The organism is Allobosea sp. GW821-FHT03A12, assembly GCF_058986765.1.
The window spans coordinates 312,388-336,469 of sequence record NZ_JBYSVZ010000001.1; the positions used below are offsets into that span (position 1 = coordinate 312,388).

At 67.6% G+C, this 24,082-nt stretch carries 23 protein-coding genes; 14 read left to right on the forward strand and 9 right to left on the reverse strand.

All coding sequences use genetic code 11. The features are described 5' to 3' along the window. Window positions 1-18: 18 nt before the first annotated feature. The gene (locus AC3WLC_RS01490) at window positions 19-1,221 is read right to left on the reverse strand and encodes an MFS transporter (RefSeq protein WP_493682173.1); all 1,203 of its coding nucleotides are present in this window, start codon (window positions 1,219-1,221) and stop codon (window positions 19-21) included. 94 nt (window positions 1,222-1,315) lie between these two features. After that, window positions 1,316-1,975, reverse strand: coding sequence for a GntR family transcriptional regulator (locus tag AC3WLC_RS01495; protein ID WP_493682174.1), 660 nt, complete (start codon window positions 1,973-1,975; stop codon window positions 1,316-1,318). A 101-nt stretch (window positions 1,976-2,076) separates the two neighbouring features. Between AC3WLC_RS01495 and AC3WLC_RS01500 the strand changes: the two genes are divergently transcribed. Continuing rightward, window positions 2,077-3,186 (forward strand): pyridoxal phosphate-dependent aminotransferase, encoded by a 1,110-nt coding sequence (locus AC3WLC_RS01500; protein ID WP_493682175.1) that lies wholly within the window; start codon window positions 2,077-2,079, stop codon window positions 3,184-3,186. 8 nt (window positions 3,187-3,194) lie between these two features. On the opposite strand, the gene AC3WLC_RS01505 is transcribed toward AC3WLC_RS01500, so the two are convergent. After that, on the reverse strand, window positions 3,195-4,181 hold the full coding sequence (locus AC3WLC_RS01505; RefSeq protein WP_493682176.1) for a GlxA family transcriptional regulator: 987 nt from the start codon (window positions 4,179-4,181) through the stop codon (window positions 3,195-3,197). A gap of 122 nt (window positions 4,182-4,303) precedes the next feature. Here AC3WLC_RS01505 and AC3WLC_RS01510 point away from each other — a divergent pair, with 122 nt between their 5' ends. Continuing rightward, window positions 4,304-5,134: an alpha/beta fold hydrolase gene (locus tag AC3WLC_RS01510; RefSeq protein WP_493682177.1), complete on the forward strand. Its 831-nt coding sequence runs from the start codon at window positions 4,304-4,306 to the stop codon at window positions 5,132-5,134. A gap of 175 nt (window positions 5,135-5,309) precedes the next feature. Next, window positions 5,310-6,194, forward strand: coding sequence for an aromatic amino acid exporter YddG (gene yddG / locus AC3WLC_RS01515; protein ID WP_493682178.1), 885 nt, complete (start codon window positions 5,310-5,312; stop codon window positions 6,192-6,194). 1 nt (window position 6,195) lies between these two features. Here yddG and AC3WLC_RS01520 read toward each other — a convergent pair whose 3' ends face one another. The 3 genes from AC3WLC_RS01520 to gloB are packed head-to-tail and all read right to left on the reverse strand — an operon-like array spanning window position 6,196 to window position 8,186. Continuing rightward, window positions 6,196-6,957 carry a GNAT family N-acetyltransferase gene (locus AC3WLC_RS01520; protein WP_493682179.1) on the reverse strand — a complete coding sequence of 254 codons (762 nt, stop codon included), beginning with the start codon at window positions 6,955-6,957 and terminating at the stop codon, window positions 6,196-6,198. A 2-nt stretch (window positions 6,958-6,959) separates the two neighbouring features. Further along, the gene (locus tag AC3WLC_RS01525; protein WP_493682180.1) at window positions 6,960-7,415 is read right to left on the reverse strand and encodes a cupin domain-containing protein; all 456 of its coding nucleotides are present in this window, start codon (window positions 7,413-7,415) and stop codon (window positions 6,960-6,962) included. 6 nt (window positions 7,416-7,421) lie between these two features. Further along, a complete protein-coding gene (gloB, locus tag AC3WLC_RS01530) occupies window positions 7,422-8,186 on the reverse strand; it encodes a hydroxyacylglutathione hydrolase (RefSeq protein ID WP_493682181.1) in 765 nt (254 codons plus the stop codon). A gap of 170 nt (window positions 8,187-8,356) precedes the next feature. On the opposite strand from gloB, the gene AC3WLC_RS01535 reads away from it, so the two are divergent. The 4 genes from AC3WLC_RS01535 (at window position 8,357) to AC3WLC_RS01550 (ending at window position 12,947) form a co-directional block, all read left to right on the forward strand. After that, the gene (locus tag AC3WLC_RS01535; RefSeq protein WP_493682182.1) at window positions 8,357-9,127 is read left to right on the forward strand and encodes a methyltransferase domain-containing protein; all 771 of its coding nucleotides are present in this window, start codon (window positions 8,357-8,359) and stop codon (window positions 9,125-9,127) included. A gap of 119 nt (window positions 9,128-9,246) precedes the next feature. Continuing rightward, window positions 9,247-10,200: an acetyl-CoA carboxylase carboxyltransferase subunit alpha gene (locus tag AC3WLC_RS01540; protein ID WP_346362598.1), complete on the forward strand. Its 954-nt coding sequence runs from the start codon at window positions 9,247-9,249 to the stop codon at window positions 10,198-10,200. A gap of 197 nt (window positions 10,201-10,397) precedes the next feature. Then, a complete protein-coding gene (locus AC3WLC_RS01545) occupies window positions 10,398-11,819 on the forward strand; it encodes a L,D-transpeptidase family protein (protein ID WP_493682183.1) in 1,422 nt (473 codons plus the stop codon). A 213-nt stretch (window positions 11,820-12,032) separates the two neighbouring features. Further along, window positions 12,033-12,947: a TorF family putative porin gene (locus AC3WLC_RS01550; RefSeq protein WP_493682184.1), complete on the forward strand. Its 915-nt coding sequence runs from the start codon at window positions 12,033-12,035 to the stop codon at window positions 12,945-12,947. 73 nt (window positions 12,948-13,020) lie between these two features. Here AC3WLC_RS01550 and AC3WLC_RS01555 read toward each other — a convergent pair whose 3' ends face one another. Then, entirely contained in the window at window positions 13,021-13,842 is an 822-nt protein-coding gene (locus AC3WLC_RS01555) for an AraC family transcriptional regulator (RefSeq protein ID WP_493682185.1), read from the reverse strand. A 104-nt stretch (window positions 13,843-13,946) separates the two neighbouring features. On the opposite strand from AC3WLC_RS01555, the gene AC3WLC_RS01560 reads away from it, so the two are divergent. Then, entirely contained in the window at window positions 13,947-15,152 is a 1,206-nt protein-coding gene (locus AC3WLC_RS01560) for an MFS transporter (protein WP_493682186.1), read from the forward strand. An 18-nt stretch (window positions 15,153-15,170) separates the two neighbouring features. Continuing rightward, window positions 15,171-15,740, forward strand: a complete 570-nt coding sequence (locus AC3WLC_RS01565) for a 3'-5' exonuclease family protein (protein ID WP_493682187.1) — start codon at window positions 15,171-15,173, stop codon at window positions 15,738-15,740. Here the strand turns inward: AC3WLC_RS01565 and AC3WLC_RS01570 are convergent. Beyond that, window positions 15,730-16,407: a YcxB family protein gene (locus AC3WLC_RS01570; RefSeq protein ID WP_493682188.1), complete on the reverse strand. Its 678-nt coding sequence runs from the start codon at window positions 16,405-16,407 to the stop codon at window positions 15,730-15,732. The genes AC3WLC_RS01565 and AC3WLC_RS01570 overlap by 11 nt on opposite strands. A 36-nt stretch (window positions 16,408-16,443) precedes the next feature. Between AC3WLC_RS01570 and AC3WLC_RS01575 the strand changes: the two genes are divergently transcribed. Further along, window positions 16,444-17,232 carry a 2-keto-4-pentenoate hydratase gene (locus AC3WLC_RS01575; protein ID WP_493682189.1) on the forward strand — a complete coding sequence of 263 codons (789 nt, stop codon included), beginning with the start codon at window positions 16,444-16,446 and terminating at the stop codon, window positions 17,230-17,232. 36 nt (window positions 17,233-17,268) lie between these two features. Here the strand turns inward: AC3WLC_RS01575 and secA are convergent, their stop codons facing one another. Further along, on the reverse strand, window positions 17,269-20,115 hold the full coding sequence (gene secA, locus AC3WLC_RS01580) for a preprotein translocase subunit SecA (RefSeq protein ID WP_493682190.1): 2,847 nt from the start codon (window positions 20,113-20,115) through the stop codon (window positions 17,269-17,271). Between the two features lie 306 nt (window positions 20,116-20,421). Here secA and AC3WLC_RS01585 point away from each other — a divergent pair, with 306 nt between their 5' ends. The 4 genes from AC3WLC_RS01585 to AC3WLC_RS01600 all read left to right on the forward strand — a co-directional run bounded on the left by AC3WLC_RS01585 (window position 20,422) and on the right by AC3WLC_RS01600 (window position 24,079). After that, window positions 20,422-21,282: a peptidylprolyl isomerase gene (locus tag AC3WLC_RS01585; protein ID WP_493682191.1), complete on the forward strand. Its 861-nt coding sequence runs from the start codon at window positions 20,422-20,424 to the stop codon at window positions 21,280-21,282. 130 nt (window positions 21,283-21,412) lie between these two features. Further along, entirely contained in the window at window positions 21,413-22,666 is a 1,254-nt protein-coding gene (gene argJ / locus AC3WLC_RS01590) for a bifunctional glutamate N-acetyltransferase/amino-acid acetyltransferase ArgJ (protein ID WP_493682192.1), read from the forward strand. After that, window positions 22,635-23,567, forward strand: a complete 933-nt coding sequence (locus AC3WLC_RS01595) for a DMT family transporter (RefSeq protein ID WP_493682193.1) — start codon at window positions 22,635-22,637, stop codon at window positions 23,565-23,567. Before argJ ends, AC3WLC_RS01595 begins: the two co-directional genes overlap by 32 nt. After that, window positions 23,564-24,079, forward strand: a complete 516-nt coding sequence (locus AC3WLC_RS01600) for a carboxypeptidase regulatory-like domain-containing protein (RefSeq protein ID WP_493682194.1) — start codon at window positions 23,564-23,566, stop codon at window positions 24,077-24,079. The genes AC3WLC_RS01595 and AC3WLC_RS01600 overlap by 4 nt, the downstream gene beginning before the upstream one ends. The last annotated feature ends 3 nt before the right edge of the window (window positions 24,080-24,082 follow it).

Genomic DNA, 24,082 nt, shown 5'->3' on the forward strand with positions numbered 1-24,082 from the left:
AGGAGGAAGGCGGGGCCTTCACTTCTCCCGGCGGGCTTCCTTCGGCAGCAGGAAGGTGAGCAGGCCGAAGGCCGGCAGCCAGGCGCAAAGCCAGAAGACCTGGATGATGCCGATCTTGTCGGCGAGCGCGCCGAGGCCGGCCGCGGCCAGGCCGCCGAGGCCGAAGGCGAGACCGTAGAACAGCCCGCCGACCAGCCCGACGCGATGCGGCACCAGGTCGATGGCGTAGATCAGGATCGCCGAGAAGGCGCTCGCCATGATGAAGCTGATGATCACGCTGAGGATCGCGGTCCACATGAGGTCGGCATAGGGCAAAGCGAGCGTGAAGGGCAGGCAGCCGAGGATCGAGAGCCAGATCACGCGGTGGCGGCCGATCCGGTCGCCGATCATGCCGCCGATGATCACGCCGAAGGCTCCGACGACGAGATAGAGGAAGAGCAGGATCTGCGAGAGCTGCAGCGAGACCTGGAAGCGCTCGATCAGGTAGAAGGTGTAATAGGAGGTGAAGGCGGCCGAATAGGCGTTCTTCGAGAACAGGATGACGATCAGCACCGCCATGGCGAGCAGCACCTTGCCGCGCGACATGCCATGCGAGGCGATGTCGTCGGCATGCGCCTTGGCGGCGACCTGCTCCTTGCGGAAGGCGGAATAGCGCGAGCCGATCCAGGCCATCAGCAGCATGGCGACTAGGACGATGCCGGAGAACCAGGACAGGCTCTGTTGGCCATTGGGGACGACCACGGCGGCGGCGAGCAACGGGCCGATCGCATAGCCGGCATGGCCGCCGACCTGGAAGACGCCCTGCGCCAGCCCCTGTCGCCCCGCCGCGGCATGGCGGGCCATGCGGGTCGCCTCGGGATGGAAGACGGCCGAGCCGGTGCCGACCAGGGCGGCGGCGATCAGCACCATGCCGTAGCTGTGGGCGAAGGCGAGCGAGAGCAGGCCGGCCAGCGTCGCGCCCATACCGGCGACCATCGCATAGGGCCAGGGCTTCTTGTCGGTGACATAGCCGAGGAGCGGCTGCAGCAGCGAAGACGTGACCTGGAAGGCCAGCGTGATCAAGCCGATCTGCACGAAGTCGAGCTGATAGGTCTGCTTGATCAGCGGGTAGACCGCCGGGATCATCGACTGGATGAGGTCGTTGAGCAGATGGGCGACGCTGAGAGCCGCGAGGACCGGCATCAGCGGGCGGGCAGCGGTCGGCAGAGGGAGCGTGGTCATGGCGCACGCATGCGCCTGCGCGCGGGCGCGGTCAATCGCCGCACGACGTACAGGTTGCATGGCGGCTATCGCACACGCGCGCGCCGAAGCTGCGTCACGGCGACGCCAGCAGCTTGGCCGCCAGCGCTTCGCCCGCGTCCAGGATGTGCGTTTCCAGTGCCAGAGCGGCGGGCTCGATCTGGCCCGCCTGGAGTTCGGCGAGGATCTGCCGGTGCTCCGCGTCCGAGCGCGGCTGCCAGTCGAGATCCCGCCAGGCCGCGAACAGGAAGCGCGCGCTCGTTCGCTGCTGATCCGCGATCGTCGCGAGCAGGCGCCGCATGCCGCAGGGGGCTGTGATCGCGTGATGAAAGCGCCGGTTGGCCGCCTCCCAGACCAGGATCTCCTGGCTCGCCTCGGCCTCGGCGATCGCTGACGCTGCTTCCTCCAGATCGGCTGCCGCGAGCCTCGGGAAGCCGCGGCGCAGGGCGAGGACCTCCAGCGCGGCGCGCATCGCCGTCACCTCCAGCACCAGCTCCGGCTCCAGCGGCGCGACCCGCACGCCGCGCCGCGGCTCGCTGACGAGCAGGCCCTGTGCCTCCAGCGTGCGGAAGGCCTCGCGCACCGGCACATGGCTGGCGCCGAATTCGGCCGCGACATGGTCCTGCCGCACGGCGGTTCCGGGCGCCAGGTCCCCGGTGAGGATGCGCTGCGACAGGTTGCCGGCGATGCGGCTCGTCAGCGAGGCGCCGGCCTCGGTCTCGTCTTGAAAGCTCATGGCTCGTATGATTTCATAGATAATATATGAAATGAGGTTTCACGATGATACGTTCTCGTCCAGATCGCCTGCGCCATATCGCTGGAATCGGCGTCGACCGCATGGGATCAATCGCCGACGCGTCGGGCAAGGATTTCCTGCGGCTGGAGAATCTCGACACCGACATTCCGCCTGATCCGGCGGCGATCGCGCGCACAATTCGGGCTGCCAGCGAGGATGCTGACAACAGCTATCTGCCCTTCATTGGCCAGGCGCGGTTGCGCGAGGTCGCGACGCGGCATGTCTCGGCAATGTCCGGCGTGAGCTATCGTGGCGAGCGCCATTGCGTGATCTCGGCCGGCGGTCTCTCCGGCATCCTCAACGTGCTGCTGGCGACGATCGAGCTCGGCGACGAGGTGATCGTCACCGATCCGACCTATGCCGGGCTGATCAACCGCATCAGGCTCGCCGGCGGCGTGCCGCGCTTCACGCCCTTCGTCTTCGAGCCGGGCGGCGAATGGCGGCTCGACCGCGAGGCGTTGCGTGCCAGCATCGGGCCGAAGACCACGGCGATGCTGCTGATGTCGCCGTCTATGCCTTCCGGCGGCTGCCTCGACGCCGGCGACTGGGCGCTCGTCGCCGAGCTCTGCGTCGCGCATGACCTCTTGCTGATCGTCGATACGGCGATGGAGCGGCTGGTCTTCGACGGCAGGCCGGTGCTGCATCCGGCTGGCTTGCCCGGCATGGAGGAGCGGACGATCACGGTCGGCTCCTCGGCCAAGGAGCTGCGGATGATCGGCTGGCGCGTCGGCTGGATCGTGGCGCCGGAGGCCTTCATGCCCGATCTCGTCGCCGTCTCGCTGGCCAATGTCGTTGTGCCGGTCGGTATCGGGCAAAATGCGGTCGCGACCGCGCTGGAGAATTCCGCGACGACGCTCACGCCCTATGTCGATGAGCTGCAGGCTCGGCGCGATTGCGTGCTCGAGGAATTGCACGGCCTGCCGGTCGGCATCCCCGGCGGCGGCTGGTCGCTGCTATTGCGCGTCTCGGAGTTCGGGTTGGACGGCGCCGCGATGTCGGAGCGGCTGCTCGAACAGAGCGTCTGCGCCACCGCCATGGCCGGCTGGGGCGAGACGCATGGCGCGCAATATATCCGCTTCGTCTATGCCAACGAACCTGTCGAGCGCCTGCGCGGGCTTGGCAACCGCGTCGGTGCGGCGCTCCGCCTGTAGCAGCCTGTTCAGGCTGCGGCGACACCGAAGCGGCGGCGGTAATCGGCCGGGGCGAGCCCGGTGATGCGTTGGAACAGTTTGCGGAAGGCCGAAGCGTCCTCATAGCCGACATCCCAGGCGATCTGAGCGACCGGTCGGCGGCTCAGTTCCAGCGCTTCGCGCGCCTTGGCGATGCGGATCTGCTGGGCGTATTCGGTCGGGCGCAGGCCCGTCGCCTTGCGGAAGCGGCGCAGGAAGGTGCGCTCCTCCAGCCCGGCGCGCTTGGCCAGCGCCGGCACGTCGTGATCTTTGGCCCCTCTCGCCTGCAGCCAGTGCTGCACTTTGAGGATCGCCGCGTCGCCATGGTCGAGCCGCGGCACGAAATGGCCATAGGGCTGCTGCGTGCGTCCGGGCGGATCGATCAGCAGGAAGCGCGCGGTCTCCAGCATTACGCTTGGGCCGAGGAGGCGCTCGACCAGCGTCAAGCCGAGATCGGTCCAGGCCAGGATGCCGCCGGCGGTGATGATGTCGCCGTCGTCGATCACCATGCGGTCGGTATCGACCTTCGCAGCCGGAAAGCGCGCCGCCAGCTCCTTAGCGAAGGCCCAATGGGTCGTCGCCTCGCGGCCTTCCAGCAACCCGGCCTCGCCGAGCAGGAATGCGCCGGCGCAGACCGAGCAGAGCGTCGTGCCCGCGCCATGACGTTCGGCGAGCCAGCTGGCGAGGCCGTTCATCTTCTGCATCTTCGCCGGCATGATCAGGCTCGGCGGCGCGATCAGATGGCTCGGATCGTGTCCAGGGCCGGGGTGGCTGTCGAAGACGCACTCCACATCGGCGCCGTCCGCCCCCTGGCGCCAATGGCTGACGCGGATCGCGGGCGCGTTCGGGCCGCCGCGCTCCTGGCTTATCTCGCCGGCAATCCGGAACAGGTCGGTCAGGCCGTAGACCGCCGCGAGCTGCACATCCGGATAGAGCAGGAGCCCGATCTCTGCGACTATCTGCTGTCCCGTCGTCATGCTGTCAGTTTTGCCCTGCTGATTGTCGGTTCCGCCAAGCGGCAGCATGCAATACCCCGCCTATAACCGTCCACATCGAAGGGCGACGATCCCGCCGCTCAAAAAGCCGAGGGAAGCGACAGATGAGCACGATCACCACCAAGGACGGCACCGAGATCTTCTACAAGGACTGGGGCCCGAAGGAGGCGCAGCCGATCGTCTTCCACCATGGCTGGCCGCTGAGCGCCGACGACTGGGACAACCAGATGCTGTTCTTCCTGCATCAGGGCTTCCGGGTGATCGCGCATGACCGCCGCGGCCATGGTCGCTCCAGCCAGACCGCGACCGGCAACGAGATGGACACCTACGCCGCCGATGTCGCCGAGCTCGCCGCGCATCTGAACCTCAAGAACGCCGTCCATATCGGCCATTCCACCGGCGGTGGCGAGGTCGCTCACTATGTCGCCCGCGCCGAGCCCGGCCGTGTCGCCAAGGCGGTGCTGATCGGCGCGGTGCCGCCGATCATGGTCAAGTCCGACAAGAACCCGGGCGGCCTGCCGATCGAGGTCTTCGACGGCTTCCGCGCCGCGCTGGTCGCCAACCGCGCCCAGTTCTACATCGATGTCCCCGCCGGCCCGTTCTACGGCTTCAACCGCGAGGGCGCCAAGGTCTCGCAGGGCGTCATCGACAATTGGTGGCGCCAGGGCATGATGGGTGGCACCAAGGCCCATTACGACTGCATCAAGGCCTTCTCGGAAACCGACTTCACCGAGGACCTCAAGGCGATCGAGGTGCCGGTGCTGGTGATGCATGGCGATGACGACCAGATCGTCCCCTATGCCGACTCCGCCCCGCTCTCGGTCAAGCTGCTGAAGAACGGCACGCTGAAGACCTATGCCGGCCTGCCGCATGGCATGTGCACCACCCATCCCGAGGTGATCAACGCCGACCTGCTCGCCTTCATCAAGGGCTGAGGCGGCGCGGAGGTCGAGCCATCGGCCTCCACTCGTTCCGACAGTTCGCCGGCAGGGCAGCCTGATTGGCCCTGCCGGCTTTTTCCCGTGTATGCCGGCTGCTGATGGTGAATGGGCTGGCGATGACGCAACGCAGCGCTTAACGGGTCTCCAGTCGTCACGCTGAAACTTCCCCATGACCTCCCGCACCGCCACTGCGACCGGCGCCATCGCGATCCTGCTCTGGTCGACCCTGGCGTTGTTCACCGCCATGTCCGGACGGGTGCCGCCCTTTCAGCTCGTCGGCATGACCTTCGTCATCGGCGGCGCGCTGGTGCTGGCGATCGCGGCAGCGCGCGGCCGCCTGCATCTGGCGCGGCCGACGCCGGGCTCCTTCCTGCTCGGGCTCTACGGGCCGTTCGGCGACACCGCGCTCTATTATGCCGCGGTGAAGACGGCACCGGCGGCCGAGGCCAACCTGATCCATTATCTCTGGCCGCTGCTGATCGTGCTGTTCGCGGCGCTGCTGCCAGGCGGGAGGCTCAAGGCCCGCCACCTCGTCGGGGCGCTGATCGGACTTGCCGCGACGGCGCTGCTGATCTCCGGCAGCCTCGGTTCGGGCGTCGGCATTCAGCTCGGCCATGTGCTGGCTGCGCTCGGCGCCTTCGTCTGGGCGAGCTATTCGGTACTGTCGCGGCGTTTCGCCGGGGTGCCGTCGGAGAGTCTCGCCATCACCATGCTTGGCTGCGCGATTCCCGCCTTCGCCTGCCATCTCGCCTTCGAGGCGACCTTGTGGGCGCCGAGCGCGATCGAATGGGGCGGCGTGCTCGGCCTCGGCCTCGGCTCGATCGGGCTCGCCTTCATCTGCTGGGACATTGGCATGAAGAAGGGCGACGTCGCCTTCCTCGGGGTCGCCTCCTATGCGGCGCCGGTGCTCTCGACCGTGATCCTGGTGATTGCCGGCTATGCGCCGGCGAGCTGGCTGCTGGCGGTGTCCTGCGTCCTGATCGTCGTCGGCGCGCTGGTCGCGAGCTTCGGGCCGGCTGCGCGGGCTGCCGCGCCGAAGGCTGCTGGCGGCTAACTCAGATCTCGAGAATCCGCGTCTCGTAGGCGTAGACCGTGCGGAAGCCGAGGCGCTTGTACATCTCGAAGGCGAGGCCGTTGCTCTGGTCGACCTGGAGATAGGCGAAGCTGCAGCCCTGCGCCGCAGCCCAGCCCATCAGACCCGCCATCATCTGCTTGCCGAGGCCCTTGCCGCGCAAGGCTTCGTCGACGATCACCGCACCGATTTCGGCCATGCCGCGCTCGGCGACGCTCATCGCATAGGCCGCCGGGCGTCCTTCATGCATCAAGGTCGCGAAGGCGGCGGGGGCGCGCACGCCGCTGACGATCGCGGCGAGGTGTTCGCGATTGCGCTTGTTGCCGGTCTGATGGCTGCAGACGCCGTCGATCCAGGCGTCGTTCACCTGCGCGGTCGTGACCATGCCGGGAACGGGCCGGTGCAGGCCAGGGTCGAGCTCGGCGACCATGCCGAAGGAGGCGGTCTCGATCCGGTAGCCGCGCTCGGCGAAACGGCGGCGGGCATCCTCGGCGACCAGCGGGGTGAAGCGGATGCGCGGCGGCAGGCCGGCCTGGCGATAGAGGTTCTCGACGAAGGCCAGCGTCGCCTCGTCCATGTCGCCGCCTTCGCGGAGCGAGGAGGCCGAGTTGGCGCGGCCGGAATAGCCGCTGGCGAAGCGGACGACCCATTGGTCGACGACGAGCGTGGTCGGCGCCGGCCAGGCATTGACGATGCGGGTCTCGCAGGCGCCGACCAGCGCTATATCGGTGACAGGCTTGTCCACTCTCAGCCTCCGGCCGGCCGCGGCGTCGGCCGCCAGTTCGGCGGCGCCATCTCGAAGCCGGAAAAGGCAAAGCCCGGCGCGACCGTGCAGCCGACCAGCGTCCAGGCGCCGAGCGAGGTTGCGCTCTGCCAATGCCCGGCCGGCACGACGATCTGCGGGCGCTGGCCGGCGGAAAGGTCCTTGCCGAGATGATGGGCCGAGGCGTCATGGCCGTTGGGCGAGAGCGTGATCACCAGCGGTGCGCCGGCATAGTGGTGCCAGATCTCGGCGGCGTCGACGCGATGCCATTCCGAGGTCTCGCCGACATCGAGCAGATAGTAGATCGCGGTCGAGAAGCCGCGCCCTTCCGGCCCGGCGGGGTCGCGGAAGGTCTCGCGATAATGCCCGCCCTCGGGATGGGGCTTCAGCTCCAGCAGGCGGATGACCTCGGCGGCGCTGAGGCCGCTCAACGTGTTCATCTGACTTCAGAACCTGTTCTTGGCCTCGCGCAGCGCGGCGAAGACCTCGCCGGCCGGTTTGCCGACGATGCCGAGCGTCGCAGCCAGCGCCGGCTCTTCGGAGCGGAAGAAGGGATTGGTCGCCCGCTCCTCGCCGACCGAGGTCACGGCCCAGAAGCGGCCTTCGGACTTCGCCGCCTCGGCCTCGGCGAGACGCGCCGCAACGGCGGCGTTGCTCGGGTCCATGGCCGCGGCGAAGCGGGCATTCGAGAGCGTGTAGTCGTGGCCGGTGATCAGCGTGGTCGCGTCCGGCAGCGCCATGACCCGCGACAGCGAGGTCCACATCGCCTCCATCCGGCCCGGCATGACGCGCCCGCAGCCCATGACGAAAACGACGTCGCCGACGAGAGCGAGCTTCGCCTTCTGGCTGACGAGGCTGACATGGCCCTCGGCATGGCCGGGCGTCGCCCAGGTTTCGAACTCGTAGCTGCCGACCGAGACGCGGTCGCCTTCGCTGATGACGACGTCGACCGGTGCGCCGGCGCGTGCGGCTTCTGGTGCGAACACCTTGGCGCCGGTCGCCTGCTTCAGCGCGGCGATGCCCTGGACATGGTCGGCATGCTCATGCGTCACCAGCACCTGGCTGATCGTCCAGCCCTTGGCCTTGGCGGCGGCGAGCACCTCGCCGGCATCGGGAACGTCGACGGCGGCGCAGGCGCCCGTGCCGGGGTCGCGTAGCAGCGCGCCGGCATTGTCGCTGAGCGTGCGGAAGACGTGGATGTCGAGCGGCATGGGAAGCTCCGGCAGTCGGCAATGGGCAGTCGGCAGTCGGCAGTCGGAGAATCCGAGCCGGTGCGGATCGAGGCGGCAATCTATCAAGTCAGGGCGGCGACTGCCTACTGCCGATTGCCGACTGCCGTCCACCCTTGCGCTCCTGCCCCCGCTGCGCCATCTCCGTCGGCATGGCCTTGGACGTCGTCGACCTGCGCAGCTTCTATGCCAGCCCGCTCGGGCATGTGGCGCGGCGGACCGTCGGTCGGGTGATGCTGAGGCTCTGGCCGGATTGCCGGCGCCAGCGCCTGCTCGGCCTGGGATACGCGACGCCCTATCTGCCGCTGCTCGGCGGCGAGGCCGAGCGGGTGATCGCCTTCATGCCGGCGGCGCAGGGCGTGGTGAATTGGCCCTCGCCCGGGCTTTCCGCCTCGGCTTTGGTCGAGCCGACTCTGCTGCCGCTGCCGACCGCCTCGATCGACCGGGTGCTGCTGGTGCATGCGCTGGAAGAGACCGAGAGCCCGGAGGATCTGCTGGAAGAGATTTCGCGGGTGCTGAGCCCGGGCGGACGCCTGATCGTCGTCGTCCCGAACCGGCGTGGCCTGTGGGCGCGGATGGATACGACGCCCTTCGGCCATGGCCGGCCGTTCAGCCGCTCGCAGATCGAGGCCTTGATGCGCCGTGCGATGTTCTCGCCCGAGCACTGGGCCGAGGCGCTCTATGTGCCGCCGCTGCGCCGGCGCCTGTTCATGCGCTCGGCCATGGCCTGGGAGAAGGTCGGCGCCGGCCTGTCGCTGCCCTTCGCCGGCGTCTACATCATCGATGCGACCAAGCAGTTCTACCGGCGCGCGCCCTTGCGCGCGACGCGGCGCAGCTTCGCCTTCCGGCCGGTTTTGCTGCCGCAGGCTCACCCTTCAAGTCGATTGCCACGGCAGGACGAGGCGGCGATGCCGGCGGGTTGACAATTTCGCCGGGGCGCGGCCAAGGTCCGCCGCCTTTTTTGACCGTTCCGTCGCCGCGACCCCTGGCGGCCGATGCTGCCGCCTCTCCCCTGGGAAAGCGGGACCTGATCTGGATGTCGATGCGAAGCTATCTCGATTTCGAAAAGCCGGTTGCCGAGTTGGAGGCGAAGGCGGATGAACTGCGCGCGCTCGACGGCAAGGGTGACGGCTATTCCCTCGCCGAGGAGGTCGGCAAGCTCGAGGCCAAGGCCTCGCAGGCGCTGAAGGACCTCTACGGCGCGCTGACGCCCTGGCAGAAGACGCTGGTGGCGCGCCATCCCCAGCGACCGCATTTCCTCGACTATTGCTCGGCCCTGATCGACGAGTTCACGCCGATGGCGGGCGACCGTGCCTTCGGCGAGGACGAGGCGATCGTCGGCGGTTTCGGTCGCTTCCGTGGCGAGCCGGTCTGCGTCATCGGCCAGGAGAAGGGCAACTCGACCGAGACCCGCATCCGGCACAATTTCGGCATGCCCAAGCCCGAAGGCTACCGCAAGGCGGTGCGCCTGATGGAGCTGGCCGACCGGTTCGGCCTGCCGGTGCTGAGCTTCATCGACACCGCCGGCGCCTATCCCGGCATCGAGGCCGAGGAGCGTGGCCAGGCCGAGGCGATCGCGCGATCGACCGAGACCTGCCTCGCCCTGCGCACCCCGAGCGTCGCGCTGGTGATCGGCGAGGGCGGCTCGGGCGGCGCCATCGCCATCGCCGCTGCCAGCAGGGTACTGATGCTGGAGCATGCGATCTATTCGGTGATCTCGCCGGAGGGCGCCGCCTCGATCCTCTGGCGTGACACGGCCCGCGCCCAGGATGCCGCGACCGGTATGAAGATCACCGCCCAGGACCTGCTGCGCTTCGGCGTGATCGACCGGATCGTCACCGAGCCGACCGGCGGCGCCCATCGCGATCCCCAGGCTGCGATCGAGCGAGCCGGTGCGGCGATCGAGGCGGCATTGTCCGAATTCGCCGGGCTCAGCGCCGACGAGATCGTCGACCGGCGGGCGGAAAAATATCTGGCGGTCGGCCGGGCGCTGTAGCCCGCCGATTGTGCGCAACCGGGCGTTCGGTCCGGCGGGCGCTTTACCGCGGCTTCACCATATGGCCTTCTGTGAGGCCCCTGTGGTAAGGAACGGTCAAGGCTAACGGTCCTACAACCGGGCAACGGGCATAATTTGGCCTTGTTGCGTGGTGATCTGTCGGGTCTGACGCGTCCGCGCGAGATGGGATTGACGACGTGGCTGTGAGACATTTCGCGCTGGCGGCGCTCCTTGGCCTCAGTTTGGCAGCTTGCGAAGAAGATCGCTATCGCGGCTCCGCGCGCCACAACATCCCGATTCCGTCGGCGACCTACACGCTGATGTCCGAGAAGGGCATGAGCAAGAGCCAGCCGATCGTGATTCGCTCCTATAAGAAGGAGTCGGAGCTCGAGATCTGGAAGAAGCGCGCCGACGGCAAATATGCCCTGCTCAAGACCTTCCCGATGTGCCGCTGGTCGGGCCAGCTCGGCCCGAAGGTGCGGGAGGGCGACCGCATGGCGCCGGAAGGCTTCTACGCCATCAGCCCGGCGCAGATGAACCCGAACTCATCCTATTACGTCTCGTTCAACATGGGCTATCCCAACGCCTATGACCGGGCGCATGGCCGCACCGGCGCGCATCTGATGGTGCACGGCGCCTGCTCCTCGGCCGGCTGCTATTCGATGACCGACGACCAGATCGGCGAGATCTATGCGCTGGTGCGCGAGGCCCAGAATGGCGGGCAGCGCGCCGTGCAGATGCAGGCCTTCCCCTTCCGGATGACGCCGGAGAACCTCGCCAAGCACCGGCTCGACCCGAACATCGCCTTCTGGAAGAACCTGAAGGAAGGCTCGGACTTCTTCGAGGTGGCCAAGGACGAGCCTTCGGTCTCGGTGGTCGGCGGTCGCTATGCCTTCAACCGCGACGGCGTCCAGGTCGATTCCTCGCTGACGCAGGCTCTCGCCGAAAAGCGCCAGCAGGACGAGATCCAGGTCGCGGCGCTGGTGTCCAAGGGCACCCCCGCGGTCAAGCTGATCTATGACGACGGCGACCAGCATTCCTCGTTCAAGCGCCAGCTCGCCCAGTCCGGCGCCGATTCGCTCAACAGGTCGGTCGCCTGGGGCTCGCGCGATGTCGGCATCAGCCGCGTCGATTCGCTGATCGGCCCGCGCGTCGTCGTGCTCGACGACAAGGGCCGCACCAAGGCGACCGTCCGGGCCGAATCGGCCGAGAACGACGCCGTGCTCGCCGCCGTCAGCAGCGCGCAGGCGGAGGAAGCCAAGCCCGTGGTCACCGCTGCCGCGCCGGCCAAGCCGACCGCAGCCCAGCCCGCCGCCAAGCCGGCAAGCGATGCGGCGACGCAGGTCGCCAAGGCGACGGCCGGCGCCGCGACATCGGAGCCGATCCAGACTGCTGCGGCCGAGCCGGCGCAGCCCTCCTTCTACCAGCGCGCGCTGAGCTTCGTGCCGCTGCTCGGCGGCTCCTCCTCCGAGCCGAAGGAGCAGGCACCGATCGCCTCGACCGTGCCGGAGACCCCGCAGACCGTGACTGCGCCGCTGCCGCCGCGCCGCTCCTCGACCTTGCGGACCTCGCAGCTGCAGCCCGACGCGGCCTATGCCAGCCAGCCCACGGCGCGCTGAACGGCCCGCAAATCACTGATGCAGAAAAGTCACGCCCGCGGCCAGCAATGGCCGCGGGCGCTTTTCTAGGCGCCGGAACAGCGGATTCTGCCGGTATTGCTCACTGCGCGGGCAGGTTGCAAAAAACCTCGCCTTGCCGATGTCGCGCCTGCGAAGGCCTAATCATGGCGAATGCATGACGAGAATCGTGCAGGAACCTCGATGGAGTTCGCGATGGCCTTCAAGACCTCTGGCTTGCTGACGGGCTTTGCGCTGTCAATGGCGCTTGCCGCGTCCGGCGCGGCGCTCGCCTCCGACCTGCCGAGCCGCAAGGGCGCACCGCCGGTGCCGGTGGCGCCGAGCATCACCTGGTTCGACATCGCCGTCAGCGTGAAGGGCATGACGGACTATAATTTCCGCGGCATCTCGCAGACCGACCGCAAGCCGGCGATCCAGGGCGGGGCCGAGCTGCAGTTCTACGACAACCTGGTCTATGCCGGCGTCTACGCCTCGAATGTCGACCTCGCCACCAGCCCGCCGGCCGAGATCGATTTCTATGCCGGTATCCGGCCGAAATTTGGCCCGGTCACCGTCGATGTCGGCGTCTGGCAGTACTATTATCCTGGCGAGAAGCAGTACATCGACACGGCCGGCGTCTACTGGACCCCGCGGAACACCGACTACACCGAGGTCTACGGCAAGGTCAGCTATAATTTCGAGGACAAGCTGATCCTCGGCGCCAACGTCTTCTATGCCTGGGACTGGCTCGGCACCGGCGCGAGCGGCACCTATGCCTCGGCCACGGTGAAGTACAACCTGCCCTTCCTCGAGGGGCTCTCGGTCTCGGGCGAGCTCGGGCATTACTGGCTCGGCACGACCAATCTCGCGATCTGGTCGACCAACCCGCCGACCAACCTGCCGAACTACACCTATTGGAACGCCGGCGTGTCCTACACCTGGAAGAACCTGACGGCGGATGTGCGCTATCACGACACCAACCTGTCGAAGACCGAGTGCTTCGCGCTGACCGCCGATCCGCGCGGCATCTCGTCGGGCTCCGGCCGTTCGAAATGGTGCAATCCGACGGTTGTGGCGACGCTCTCCTTCGACATCACCGCCAGCAGCGTCGGCATCTTCGCGCCGAAGTGACCTTTTCGGTTGCACGGACTGTTTCGAGGGCCGCTCGCGAGAGCGGCCCTTTTTCATGCCAGCCAGGGCGAAGCTATCGCGCCAGCGAGGCTTTCATGTAGTTGCGTGGCGCAGTGCCCAGCCGCCGCCTGAACATGGTCGTGAACGCTGCGACATTGTCATAGCCCGCCAGCATTGCGGCTTGCGTGACCGGCATGCCTTCCGCCAGCCGGGGCAGGCAGGCGAACAGGCTGGCCTGCTGGCGCCAGGCGACGAAGCTGAGGCCGGTCTCGCGCTGGAAGAGCCGGGTGAAGGTCCGGCGGCTCATCGCCAGCTTCGCGGCCCAATCGTCGAGACGCTCATTCACCGAGGGGGCGGCCATATAGGCGCGGCAGAGGGCGGAAAGCCGCCTGTCGGCCGGGATGGGCAGGCCGAGCGGCCGGATCGGCAGCGCGGCGATCTCGGCCGTCAGCAATTCCAGGACGAGCGCGAGCTTGCGCTGGCCGGGCGGGGCGTCGCGCAGGTTGATCGCCTCGACGATCAGCGCATGGGCGAGCTCGGTGACGCCGAGCACCTGCAGCATGCGCTCCGTGAGGTCGTCATGCCCGCTGACGAGATAGACCGACTTGATGCTGACATCGCTCAGCATCTCCACCGAATGCTGCAGCCGGGCCGGGATGAGGAGGCCATGGCCCGGCGGGATCATCCAGCTGCCCCGCTCGGTGTTGATCTGCACCACGCCGGAGAAGGCGCAGAGGAGCTGGATCTGACGGTGGCTATGTGGCGGTATTGTATAGCCGGCGGGATTGTCGGAAATGCGGACCAGGACATCGCCATCCGCGTCGGCAACCATGCCATGAAGCTGGCGATGGCCGGAATGGAGGGCGTCGACCTGTTGCCGCGGCAGCTTTTTCATCGATTGGCCCGAACGCGAAAGAATTAGACCGGAACACGAAAGCAGGTCACGGACAAGCCCTGTAGAAGGAGCGCCGCCGAGAGTTCGTGCGCAGGGATACCGCCATGGTTGCAACGATCGAGGGGAGCCGGCCCCGTTTCGAGAAGACGACGATCTCCGTCCTGCTGGCGGTGAGCTTCTGCCACCTGCTCAACGATGTCATGCAGTCGCTGCTGGCCTCGCTCTACCCGCTGTTGAAGGCCAACTACGCCCTCGACTTCGTCCAGATCGGCTTGCTGACCATGGCCTTCCAGGTCACGGCCTCGCTGCTGCAGCCGGTCGTCGGCATGGTGACCGATCGCTGGCCGATGCCCTATTCGGCGCCGGCCGGCATGGCCTCGACCTTCGGCGGCCTGATCCTGCTCGGCAATGCCCATAATTTCGCGGTGTTGATCATCGCGGCCTGCCTGATCGGCCTGGGCTCGGCGATCTTTCATCCGGAGGCGTCGCGAGTCGCGCGGCTCGCCTCGGGCGGGCGGCACGGCCTGGCCCAGTCGCTGTTCCAGGTCGGCGGCAATCTCGGCTCGGCGCTGGGGCCGCTGCTGGCGGCCTTCATCGTCCTGCCCTTCGGCCAGGGCAGTGTCGCCTGGCTCTCGGTCATCGCCATGGCCGGCGTCGTCGTCCTGACCCGGGTCGGGTCCTGGTATGCCGCCCATCGCCGGGCGCAGGCCGGTCGTCCGCCGGCGAGCCGTACGCTGCCGCTCCCGGGCGGGCGCGTCGCCTTCGCTTTGTTCGTGCTGGTGCTGCTGACCGCGACCAAGAATGTCTACATGGCGAGCATCTCCAGCTACTTCACCTTCTATGTGATCGAGCAGTTCCAGCTTGGCTTCCGCGATGCGCAATTGATGCTGTTCCTGTTCCTCGGCGCGGCGGCGGTCGGCACCTTCGTCGGCGGGCCGATCGGCGACCGTTTCGGAGCGCGCTTCGTGATCTGGTTCTCGATCCTCGGCGTCATCCCGTTTGCGCTGCTGCTGCCCTACGCCAACCTGTTCTGGACCGGAGTGCTGAGCGTGATGATCGGATTGGTCTTCGCTTCGGCCTTCTCGGCGATCGTGGTGTTCGCGCAGGAGCTGGTGCCAGGTCGCGTCGGCCTGATCGCGGGCATGTTCTTCGGCTTCGCCTTCGGCGCAGGCGGGCTCGGTGCCGCCTTCCTCGGCGGCTTCGCCGACGCCTATGGCATCACCTTCGTCTACAAGGTCTGTTCCTACCTGCCGTTGCTGGGGCTATTGACGATCCTGCTGCCGCGGCTGCCTCGGCGAGCGCATGGCTGAGGAGTTCGACGGGGTCGCATGTCGCCATTCTACGTCGTGACGGATTGCGAGTTCGACGGGCCGACGCCGGGCGTCAATTCGATGCTCTCCTTCGGCTCCGTCGCCGTCGCAGCCGATGGCGCCATCATCGGCGAGTTCGAGGCGGTGCTGGCGCCGCTCGACGGCGCCGTGCGTGACGAGGCCACCATGGCGTTCTGGGCGCGCCATCCGCAGGCCTGGGCCGCGGCGACGGAGAATCCCGAGCCGCCATCCGCGGTGATGCGGCGCTTCGTCGACTGGATCGGCGCGATCGAGGGCGAGCCGATCTTTGCCTCCCATCCGCTCGCACTCGACGGACCGTGGTTCGACTATTATCTGCGCCGCTTCATCGGGCGCCCGCTGCTCGAAGGGCCATGGGTCCAGAGCCGCATCTTCAAGCACGCGCCGCTGTGCCTGATGTCCTTCGTCGCCGGCAAGACCGGGCGCGGGCAATGGGAGTGCGATGTCGAGCGCTATCCGGCCGAATGGCTGGGCTCGGTCGCGCATACGCATCGGGCGATCGACGACGCCCGCGGCTATGCCAACCTGCTGCGCTTCTTCACCCGGTGAGTTGATCGCTACGGGCAAGTGAGGTGAGGAAGTCCCGCTGTTCGGCCGTTAGCAGACGCAGCGGGATCATGGTCGGCTGGCCAGCGCGCAGATGCAGCAGCAACAAGTCGTCGGCGCTGCTGGCCTTGCGGATCGCACTGCGCCCGATGAAGCTGCGCAAGCCATCGCGGCGGAACCAGATGCCGCGCTGCGTCGCCAACATGCGCGTGCCGTTCCACTCCGTCTGGAAGGCGTCGTAGACGGCCTTGCGCCGCCGTTTGTCGGCGATGCCCATGGCCAGGCCCGGCGCGCTGATGCCGACCCAATAGGCTCCGAAGCAGAGCGCGGCGATGCCGGCGCCGGAACGGGGCGTAGCGATCCCGCCGGCAATGGCGAGCAAGGTCGCTGCGATCGCCACTGCGAGGCCCAGCCCGATGAAGGCGGGCCAGCCTTCCCAGATCGTCGGCCTTGCCTCGGCGAGCGTCTCCTGCGCCAGAACTGCGTCGAAGCGAGCGAGTTCCTCCTCGGTATAGTCGAGCGTGAGTGCGATAGGCGCTCGTTCGGCGGCTTCGTCTGTGGTCGGCATGGCCAGCGGCCTCGCAATCGGGAGTCGGCATTCCCTTGCCATGGCGAGAGCAGGTCTCGCGACCCCCGCTCTCTTGCCGGTGGCCAGCAGGAGCCCCGGCATGGCAGGTTGCCAGTTTCCGACAATCGGAGTTCTGCCTTGTCCGAAACTGCCGTCGCCGCTGCCGCCGATGCGATCACCACTGCACGGCTGAGCCTGACGCCTCTGGCGCCGCCAATCCCTGGCGCTGCCCCGCGCGACCTCGCGGATGCCTATGCGGTGCGCGATGCGGTCCATGCACGCCTCGCCGAAAGCCGCTTCGGCGCAAGGATCGGCTGGAAGATCGGCTGCACCACACCGGTGATGCAGGCTTATCTCGGCATCGCCCATCCCTGCGCGGCCGGGCTCTTCGCCGGCACCACGCATCGCGGCGACGCTAGGCTCCTGCACGGCGATTTCATCAGGGTCGGCGTCGAGTGCGAGATCGCGGTGCGGCTGGCGAGCGATCTGCCGGAGGGGCCATTCACGCCGGCGAGCGTGAGAGCTGCGGTGGGAGCGGTGATGGCGGCGATCGAGATCGTCGATGACCGCTATGTCGACTGGCAGAGCACGGGCACGCCGATGCTGGTCGCTGATGATTTCTTCGCGGCCGGGTCGGTGCTTGGCCGCGAGCATGATCCGGCCATGCTGCCGGATCTGGCGACGCTCCGCGGTCGGATCCTGATCGATGGGACCGAAGCCGGCGCCGGCATCGGTGCCGATGTGCTCGGCCATCCCTATGCGGCATTGGCCTGGCTGGCAGAGCACGCTTGCGAGCGCGGGGTGCCATTGCGGGCCGGCGAGGTCGTCCTGCTCGGCAGCCTCGTCCGGACCCAATGGGTCAATGCCCGCGCGCGCGTCCGGATCGAGATCGAGGCGCTCGGCGCGGTCGAGGCCGGCTTTGCCTGACGTCCGCGCCGGATGATCGCTCCGGCGCCGCCGCGGTCAGACGAACTGGCCGTGGCAGTGCTTGAACTTCTTGCCGGAGCCGCAGGGGCAAAGCTCGTTGCGGCCGACCTTGCCCCAGCTCGCGGGATCGGCCGGGTTGCGTTCGGCGACGGCGAGATCGCCATCGGTCGCGGCGAATTGCGGCTGGGCGGCGAAGAAGCCGGCGGGCGGCGGAGGCAGGGCGTCGCCGCCGCTCTGGTCGATCAGCTGGCCCTCTTCCGACGGCTGCTCGAAGCGGACCTCGACGCGCATCAGATTGCCGGTGACCTGCTCGCGCAGGCGGCCGATCAAACTGTCGAACAGCTCGAAGGCCTCCTGCTTGTACTCGTTCAGCGGGTCACGCTGGGCATAGCCGCGCCAGCCGATGACCTGGCGCAGATGATCGAGCGTGACCAGGTGCTCGCGCCAGAGATGGTCGAGCGTCTGAAGCAGCACCTGCTTCTCGATATAGGTCATCACCTCTTCGGTGTTGCGCTCGATGCGCGCCGTATAGTCCTCGTCGGCGATCTTGCGGATGCGCTCGCGCAGTTCGGCGTCGGCGATGCCCTCTTCCTTGGCCCAGTCCTCGATCGGCAATTCGAGGTTGAGATAGGTCGCGACGTCCTCGCGCAGGCCGGCGGCATCCCACTGCTCGGGATAGGCGTCCTCGGGGATGCGGCGCGAGACGGTGTCCTCGACGACGCCGTGGCGCATGTCGTCGATGGTCTCGCGCACGCTCGCCTCGCGCATGAAGTCGCGGCGCTGCTCGAACACGACCTTGCGCTGGTCGTTCATGACGTCGTCGTATTTCAGGATGTTCTTGCGGATGTCGAAGTTGCGCGCCTCGACCTTGCCCTGCGCCTTCTCGACCGCCTTGTTGATCCAGGGATGGACGATCGCCTCGTCCTCCTGCAGGCCGAGCTTCTGCAGCATGCCGTCCATCCGGTCGGAGCCGAAGATGCGCATCAGATCGTCCTGCAGCGACAGGAAGAACTTGGAGCGGCCGGGGTCGCCCTGGCGGCCGCCGCGGCCGCGCAGCTGGTTGTCGATGCGCCGGCTCTCATGGCGCTCGGTGCCGATGATGTAAAGGCCGCCGGGGCGGGTCATGGTCTTGGCCGGGCGCGAGCCCTTGGCTGGCTCGAGCTCGATGGTCTCGGAGGCGTTTAGGACCATCTCCTTGAAGCGGGCGACCTCGGCCTCGATCTCCTTGATCTTGGCGTCCTTCTCCGGCCCGTCCTCCATACCGGCGGTCTCGATCGAGACGCGCATCTCGACATTGCCGCCGAGCTTGATGTCGGTGCCGCGGCCGGCCATGTTGGTGGCGATGGTGATCGCGCCGGGTACGCCGGCCTCGGCGACGATGAAGGCTTCCTGCTCGTGGAAGCGGGCGTTCAGCACCGCGAACTGCTTGGTGCTCTTGCCGGTGCGAGCGGCGGCGTAAAGCGTATCCAGTGCGCCGGGCTGGCCGAAGTCGATCTGCTTGAAGCCGGCGGCGACCAGCATTTCGGCGATCTGCTCGGACTTCTCGATCGAGGCGGTGCCGACCAGGACGGGCTGCAGGCGCTCGCTGGCGCGCTCCAGCTCCTTGATGATCGCCTTCACCTTCTCCGGGAAGCTGCGATAGACCTCGTCGTCGTCGTCGATACGGGCGACCGGGACGTTGGTCGGGATCTCGACCACTTCGAGCTTGTAGATCTGCTCGAACTCGTCAGCCTCGGTGCCGGCGGTGCCGGTCATGCCGGCGAGCTTCTTGTAGAGGCGGAAATAGTTCTGGAAGGTGATCGAGGCGAGCGTCGCGTTCTCGGGCTGGACGGTGACGCCTTCCTTGGCCTCGAGCGCCTGGTGCAGGCCTTCCGAATAGCGCCGGCCCGGCATCATGCGGCCGGTGAACTCGTCGATGATCACCACCTCGTCATTGCGGACGATGTAGTCCTTGTCGCGCGTGAACAGCGAATGGGCGCGCAGCGCCTGGTTGACGTGGTGGACCAGGGTGACGTTGACGGAGTCGTAGAGGTCGCCCTCCTTCAGCAGGTCGGCCTCGCGCAGCAGCTGCTCGATATGCTCGTTGCCGGCCTCGGTCAGGGCGACAGTGCGTTGCTTCTCGTCGACCTCGTAATCGGTCTTGATCAGGCCAGGCAGGACCTTGTCGATCGCGACATAGAGGTCCGACTTGTCGTCGAGCGGGCCGGAGATGATCAGCGGGGTGCGGGCTTCGTCGATCAGGATCGAGTCGACCTCGTCGACGATCGCGAAATGGTGGCCGCGCTGGCTCATCTGCGCGACCTCGTACTTCATGTTGTCGCGCAGATAGTCGAAGCCGAACTCGTTGTTCGTGCCGTAGGTGATGTCGCTGGCATAGGCGCGCTGGCGCTCCTCGTCGTCGAGGCCATGGACGATGATGCCGAAGCTGAGCCCGAGGAAATTGTAGATCTTGCCCATCCACTCGGCGTCGCGGCGGGCGAGGTAGTCGTTGACGGTGACGACGTGGACGCCCTTGCCGGCGAGCGCGTTGAGATAGACCGGCAGGGTCGCGACCAGGGTCTTGCCTTCGCCGGTCTTCATCTCGGCGATCGCGCCCTCGTGCAGCACCATGCCGCCGATCAGCTGGACGTCGAAATGGCGCTGGCCGAGCACGCGCTTGGCGGCCTCGCGCACGGTGGCGAAGGCCGGCACCAGGAGATCGTCGAGCTTGGCGCCGTCGGCGAGCTGCTGCTTGAAGGTCTCAGTGCGTGCGCGAAGGGCCTCGTCGGAGAGCTGGGAGACCTCGGCCTCGAGCGCGTTGATCGCCGCGACGCGGGGTTGGTAGCCCTTCACCCGTCGATCATTCGACGAGCCGAAGAGTTTCTTTGCAAGCGCGCCAAGCATGTCTGGCCTTTCAATAGCGAATCCGGCCGGCGCAGACCGCGCGGCCGAAGCGGTAACCTCTAGAATTCACGCGCGTGTTTAGACGGGCGCAGGCGCGTGGTCCAGCACGCGCTTATCCGCGCGCATGTGGGGTCCGGCGAGGCGGGTTCCAAGAGGCACGGGATGCGGCCCCGTCGGCTGCAGAACAGTGAACCATGCTTGCCGGCTCGCGTTGATGTGCGAGGCGCCGTCTTGCCAAGGCCGCGTTCTGCTGGCACTCAGCCGGCGAGATCGATCTTCGCGCCGTCCAGTCGAAAGGCCGCACCGATGTTGTCCTCCCGTCTCGCCATGCTGTCGCTTGGCTTCGCGCTGGCCGCCGTGCCGGCCCTCGCGCAGCAGGACAAGCCCGTCGCCAAGGTCGACGGCATCACCATCACCGAGGGCGACCTCAAGCTGGCCGAGGAGGATCTCGGTGAGCGCACTGCGCAGATGCCGGAAGACCGCAAGCGCGAGGAGGTGATCAACTATCTGGTCGATCTCAAGCTCGGCGCCAAGGCTGCGGCCGCTGCCAAGGTCGGCGAGGGGCCGGACTTCGCCAAGCGCCTCGCATATAATCGCGACAAGCTGCTGCTCGACGAATACCTGACGAGCGAAGCCAAGAAGGCGGCGACGCCGGAAGCGGCCAAGAAGCTGTTCGACGACACCGTCAAGGCGATGAAGCCGGAGGAAGAGGTCCACGCCCGCCATATCCTGGTGCCCGAGGAGGCGCAGGCCAAGGCGGCGCTGGAGCGGCTGAAGAAGGGCGAGGACTTCGCCAAGGTCGCGGCCGAGCTCTCCAAGGATCCGGGTTCGGGCAAGGAAGGCGGCGATCTCGGCTGGTTCGCCAAGGATCGGATGGTGCCTGAGTTCGCCGAGGCCGCCTTCAAGCTGGACAAGGGCCAGCTCTCCGAGCCGGTGAAGAGCCAGTTCGGCTGGCACGTCATCAAGCTCGAGGACAAGCGCACCAAGCCGCTGCCGAGCTTCGACGAGGTCAAGCCGCAGATCGACCAGTACCTGGTCCGCAAGGCGCAGCAGGACATCATCGTCGGGCTGCGCGACAAGGCCAAGGTCGAGCGCCTCGACAAGCCGGCCACCCCGGCGACGCCCGCGCCGGCGACCCCGGCTCCGGCCGAGCCGAAGAAGCCCTGATCGAGCCGAAGCTTCATCGTATCGTCGTGATGCGCCCGGGCCATGCCCGGGCGTTTGCTTTTGCAGGGGCTTGGACTCTTGTCTTCGCCCCGCCGCTGCGGCACATCGGGCCAACCATACGAGGAGGCGCATGATGGCCGGCAAGGATGTTCCCGTTTCTCCGCTCGCGCCGAAGCGCCAGCCCAAGGTCCCGGCCGTGCCGGGCGTGTGCTTCGCCACCGCCGAGGCCGGCATCCGCTACAAGGGCCGCACCGATGTGGTGCTCGTCCTGCTCGACGAGGGCTCGCAGGCCGCCGGCGTCTTCACCCGCTCGAAATGCCCCTCGGCGCCGGTCGATTGGTGCCGGGAGAACCTGGCGCAGGGCAAGGCCCGCGCCATCGTCGTCAATTCCGGCAACGCCAACGCCTTCACCGGCCTCAAAGGGCGCGACTCGGTGGCTCTGACCGCGACGATCGCGGCCAAGGCCGCCGGCTGCAAGCCGGAGGAGGTCTTTATCGCCTCGACCGGCGTGATCGGCGAGCCGCTCGACGCGAGCAAGTTCGAGGGCGTGCTGGCCGATTGCGCCAAGCGCGCCGCCGATGGTCCCTGGCTCGACGCCGCCAAGGCGATCATGACCACCGACACCTTCCCCAAGGCGGTGTCGCGCAAGGCCAAGATCGACGGGCACGAGGTCGTCATCGCCGGCATCGCCAAGGGCGCCGGCATGATCGCGCCCGACATGGCGACGATGCTCTCCTTCGTCTTCACCGATGCGCCGATTGCGGCTCCCGTGCTGCAGGCCCTGCTGTCGAAGGGCGTCAAGGGATCGTTCAACGCGATCACGGTCGACAGCGACACCTCGACCTCCGACACGCTGATGCTGTTCTCGACGGGCAAGGCCAAGGCGCGCGGCGTGCCGGAGATCACCGATCCCGGCGATGCCCGGCTCTCCGGCTTCAAGCGGGCGCTGAACGCCCTGCTGCTGGAGCTCTCGCATCTGGTCTGCAAGGACGGCGAGGGCGCCCGCAAATTCGTCGAGGTCCGCGTCGTCGGGGCGCAGTCGGCGCGCTCGGCCAAGAGGGTCGCGTTCTCGATCGCCAATTCGCCGCTGGTCAAGACCGCGATCGCCGGCGAGGACGCCAATTGGGGCCGCATCGTCATGGCGGTGGGCAAGGCCGGCGAGCCGGCCGATCGCGACAGGCTCGACATCTCCTTCGGCGCGATCAAGGTGGCGGAAGCCGGAGCGCGTGCCGGCTCCTATGACGAGCAGGCCGTCTCCGACTACATGACCGGCGAGCATATCGTCATCACCGCCGATCTCGGCCTCGGCCGCGGCAAGGCTACCGTCTGGACCTGCGACCTGACCAAGGCCTATGTCGAGATCAACGGCGACTACAGGTCCTGAGCCCTCGGGACCGAGCAAGGCGTTCATCGTCAGCAACCTTGCCGTCTGCTCGTTCCTCTGGGGTTCAAGCTATCTGTTCATCAAGCTGATGGCTGGTGAGGTCGCCCCCTGGGCGATCGCCGCCGGGCGTGGCCTGCTTGGCGCGACGACGCTGGCGCTCTTCGTCGCGGCGCGCGGCCAGAGCCCGCTGCCGCGACGTCACGAGCTCCGGCATTGGCTGGTGCTCGGCACCTGCAATGGCTGGCTGCCGAACGTGCTCGTCGCCTATGCGCTGATCCAGCTCGCCAGCGGGCCGGCGGCGATGATCCAGGCGGCGGGGCCGCTGGTCACGGCATTGTTCGCGCATTTCCTGTTCTCTGAGGAGCGGCTGAGCCGGCGCCGGCTCGGCGGCATCCTGGTCGGCATGGCCGGCGTCGCCATCCTGATCGGGCCGCGCCTGGCCGAGGGCGGCGGCACGGCGCTCAGCCTGCTCGCCATGGTCGGCGCGACGCTGTCCTATGCCTGCGCCAATCTCTATACGCGCGCGGTGCCGCCGCGGGCGGGCGATCCGATCCGGCTCGCGCTCGGCCAGCAGATGGTCTCGGGCTCGGGCGCGCTGCTGCTGACGCTGATCTTCTCCGGCTGGGGCGCGCTGGCGGCGCTGACACCGCATTGGCAGGCCGTGCTGGCGCTCGGCGTGTTCGCGACGGCACTGCCGGTGACGTTCTTCATGCGATTGATCCGCGCCGCCGGGCCGACGCGGGCGGCGATGACCGGTTACCTCGTGCCGGCGGTCGCTGCCGCCATGGGTGTGCTGGTCCTCGGCGAAACGCTGGAGTTGCGGCAGATTATCGGAGGTTGCATCATCCTCGCAGGCGTCTTCCTGGTGTCGACGGCGTCTGCGGGGGGACGAGCCAGATGATCAGGATAGCGTTCGTGCTGGGCCTTGCGGCCCTGTTGGGAGCCTGCGTCGCGCAGGGGCCGTCGTCGCCGACGGCCTCCTCCTTCTCGGCGGAGGAGGCGGCCTTCATCCGAAAGCCCGGGACCGGCGTGATCGAGGGCCACGCCTTCCGGACGCGCTCCAAGGGGCAGGTGGTGAACGCTGCCGGCGAGGTCGTCCGGCTGATCCCGGCGACGGCCTATGCCCGCGAGCGCTTTGCCCGTGTCTTCGGCAAGGCCAAGTTCCTGCCGCATTGGCGCTATCCGAACGAGCAGGTCGATCCGCGCTATGCCGAGCTCACCCGCACGACCAAGACGACGGCGCGAGGGAAGTTCAGCTTCGACAAGGTTGCGCCCGGCACCTATTTCGTCTCGACCCAGGTGATCTGGGGCGAGGAGGACCAGGTTTTCCGCGAGGGCGGCACGGTCTATGACGAGGTCACGCTGACCGGCAAGGAAACCGAGCCGGTCGAGGTCATCCTCTCGGGACATTAGCCT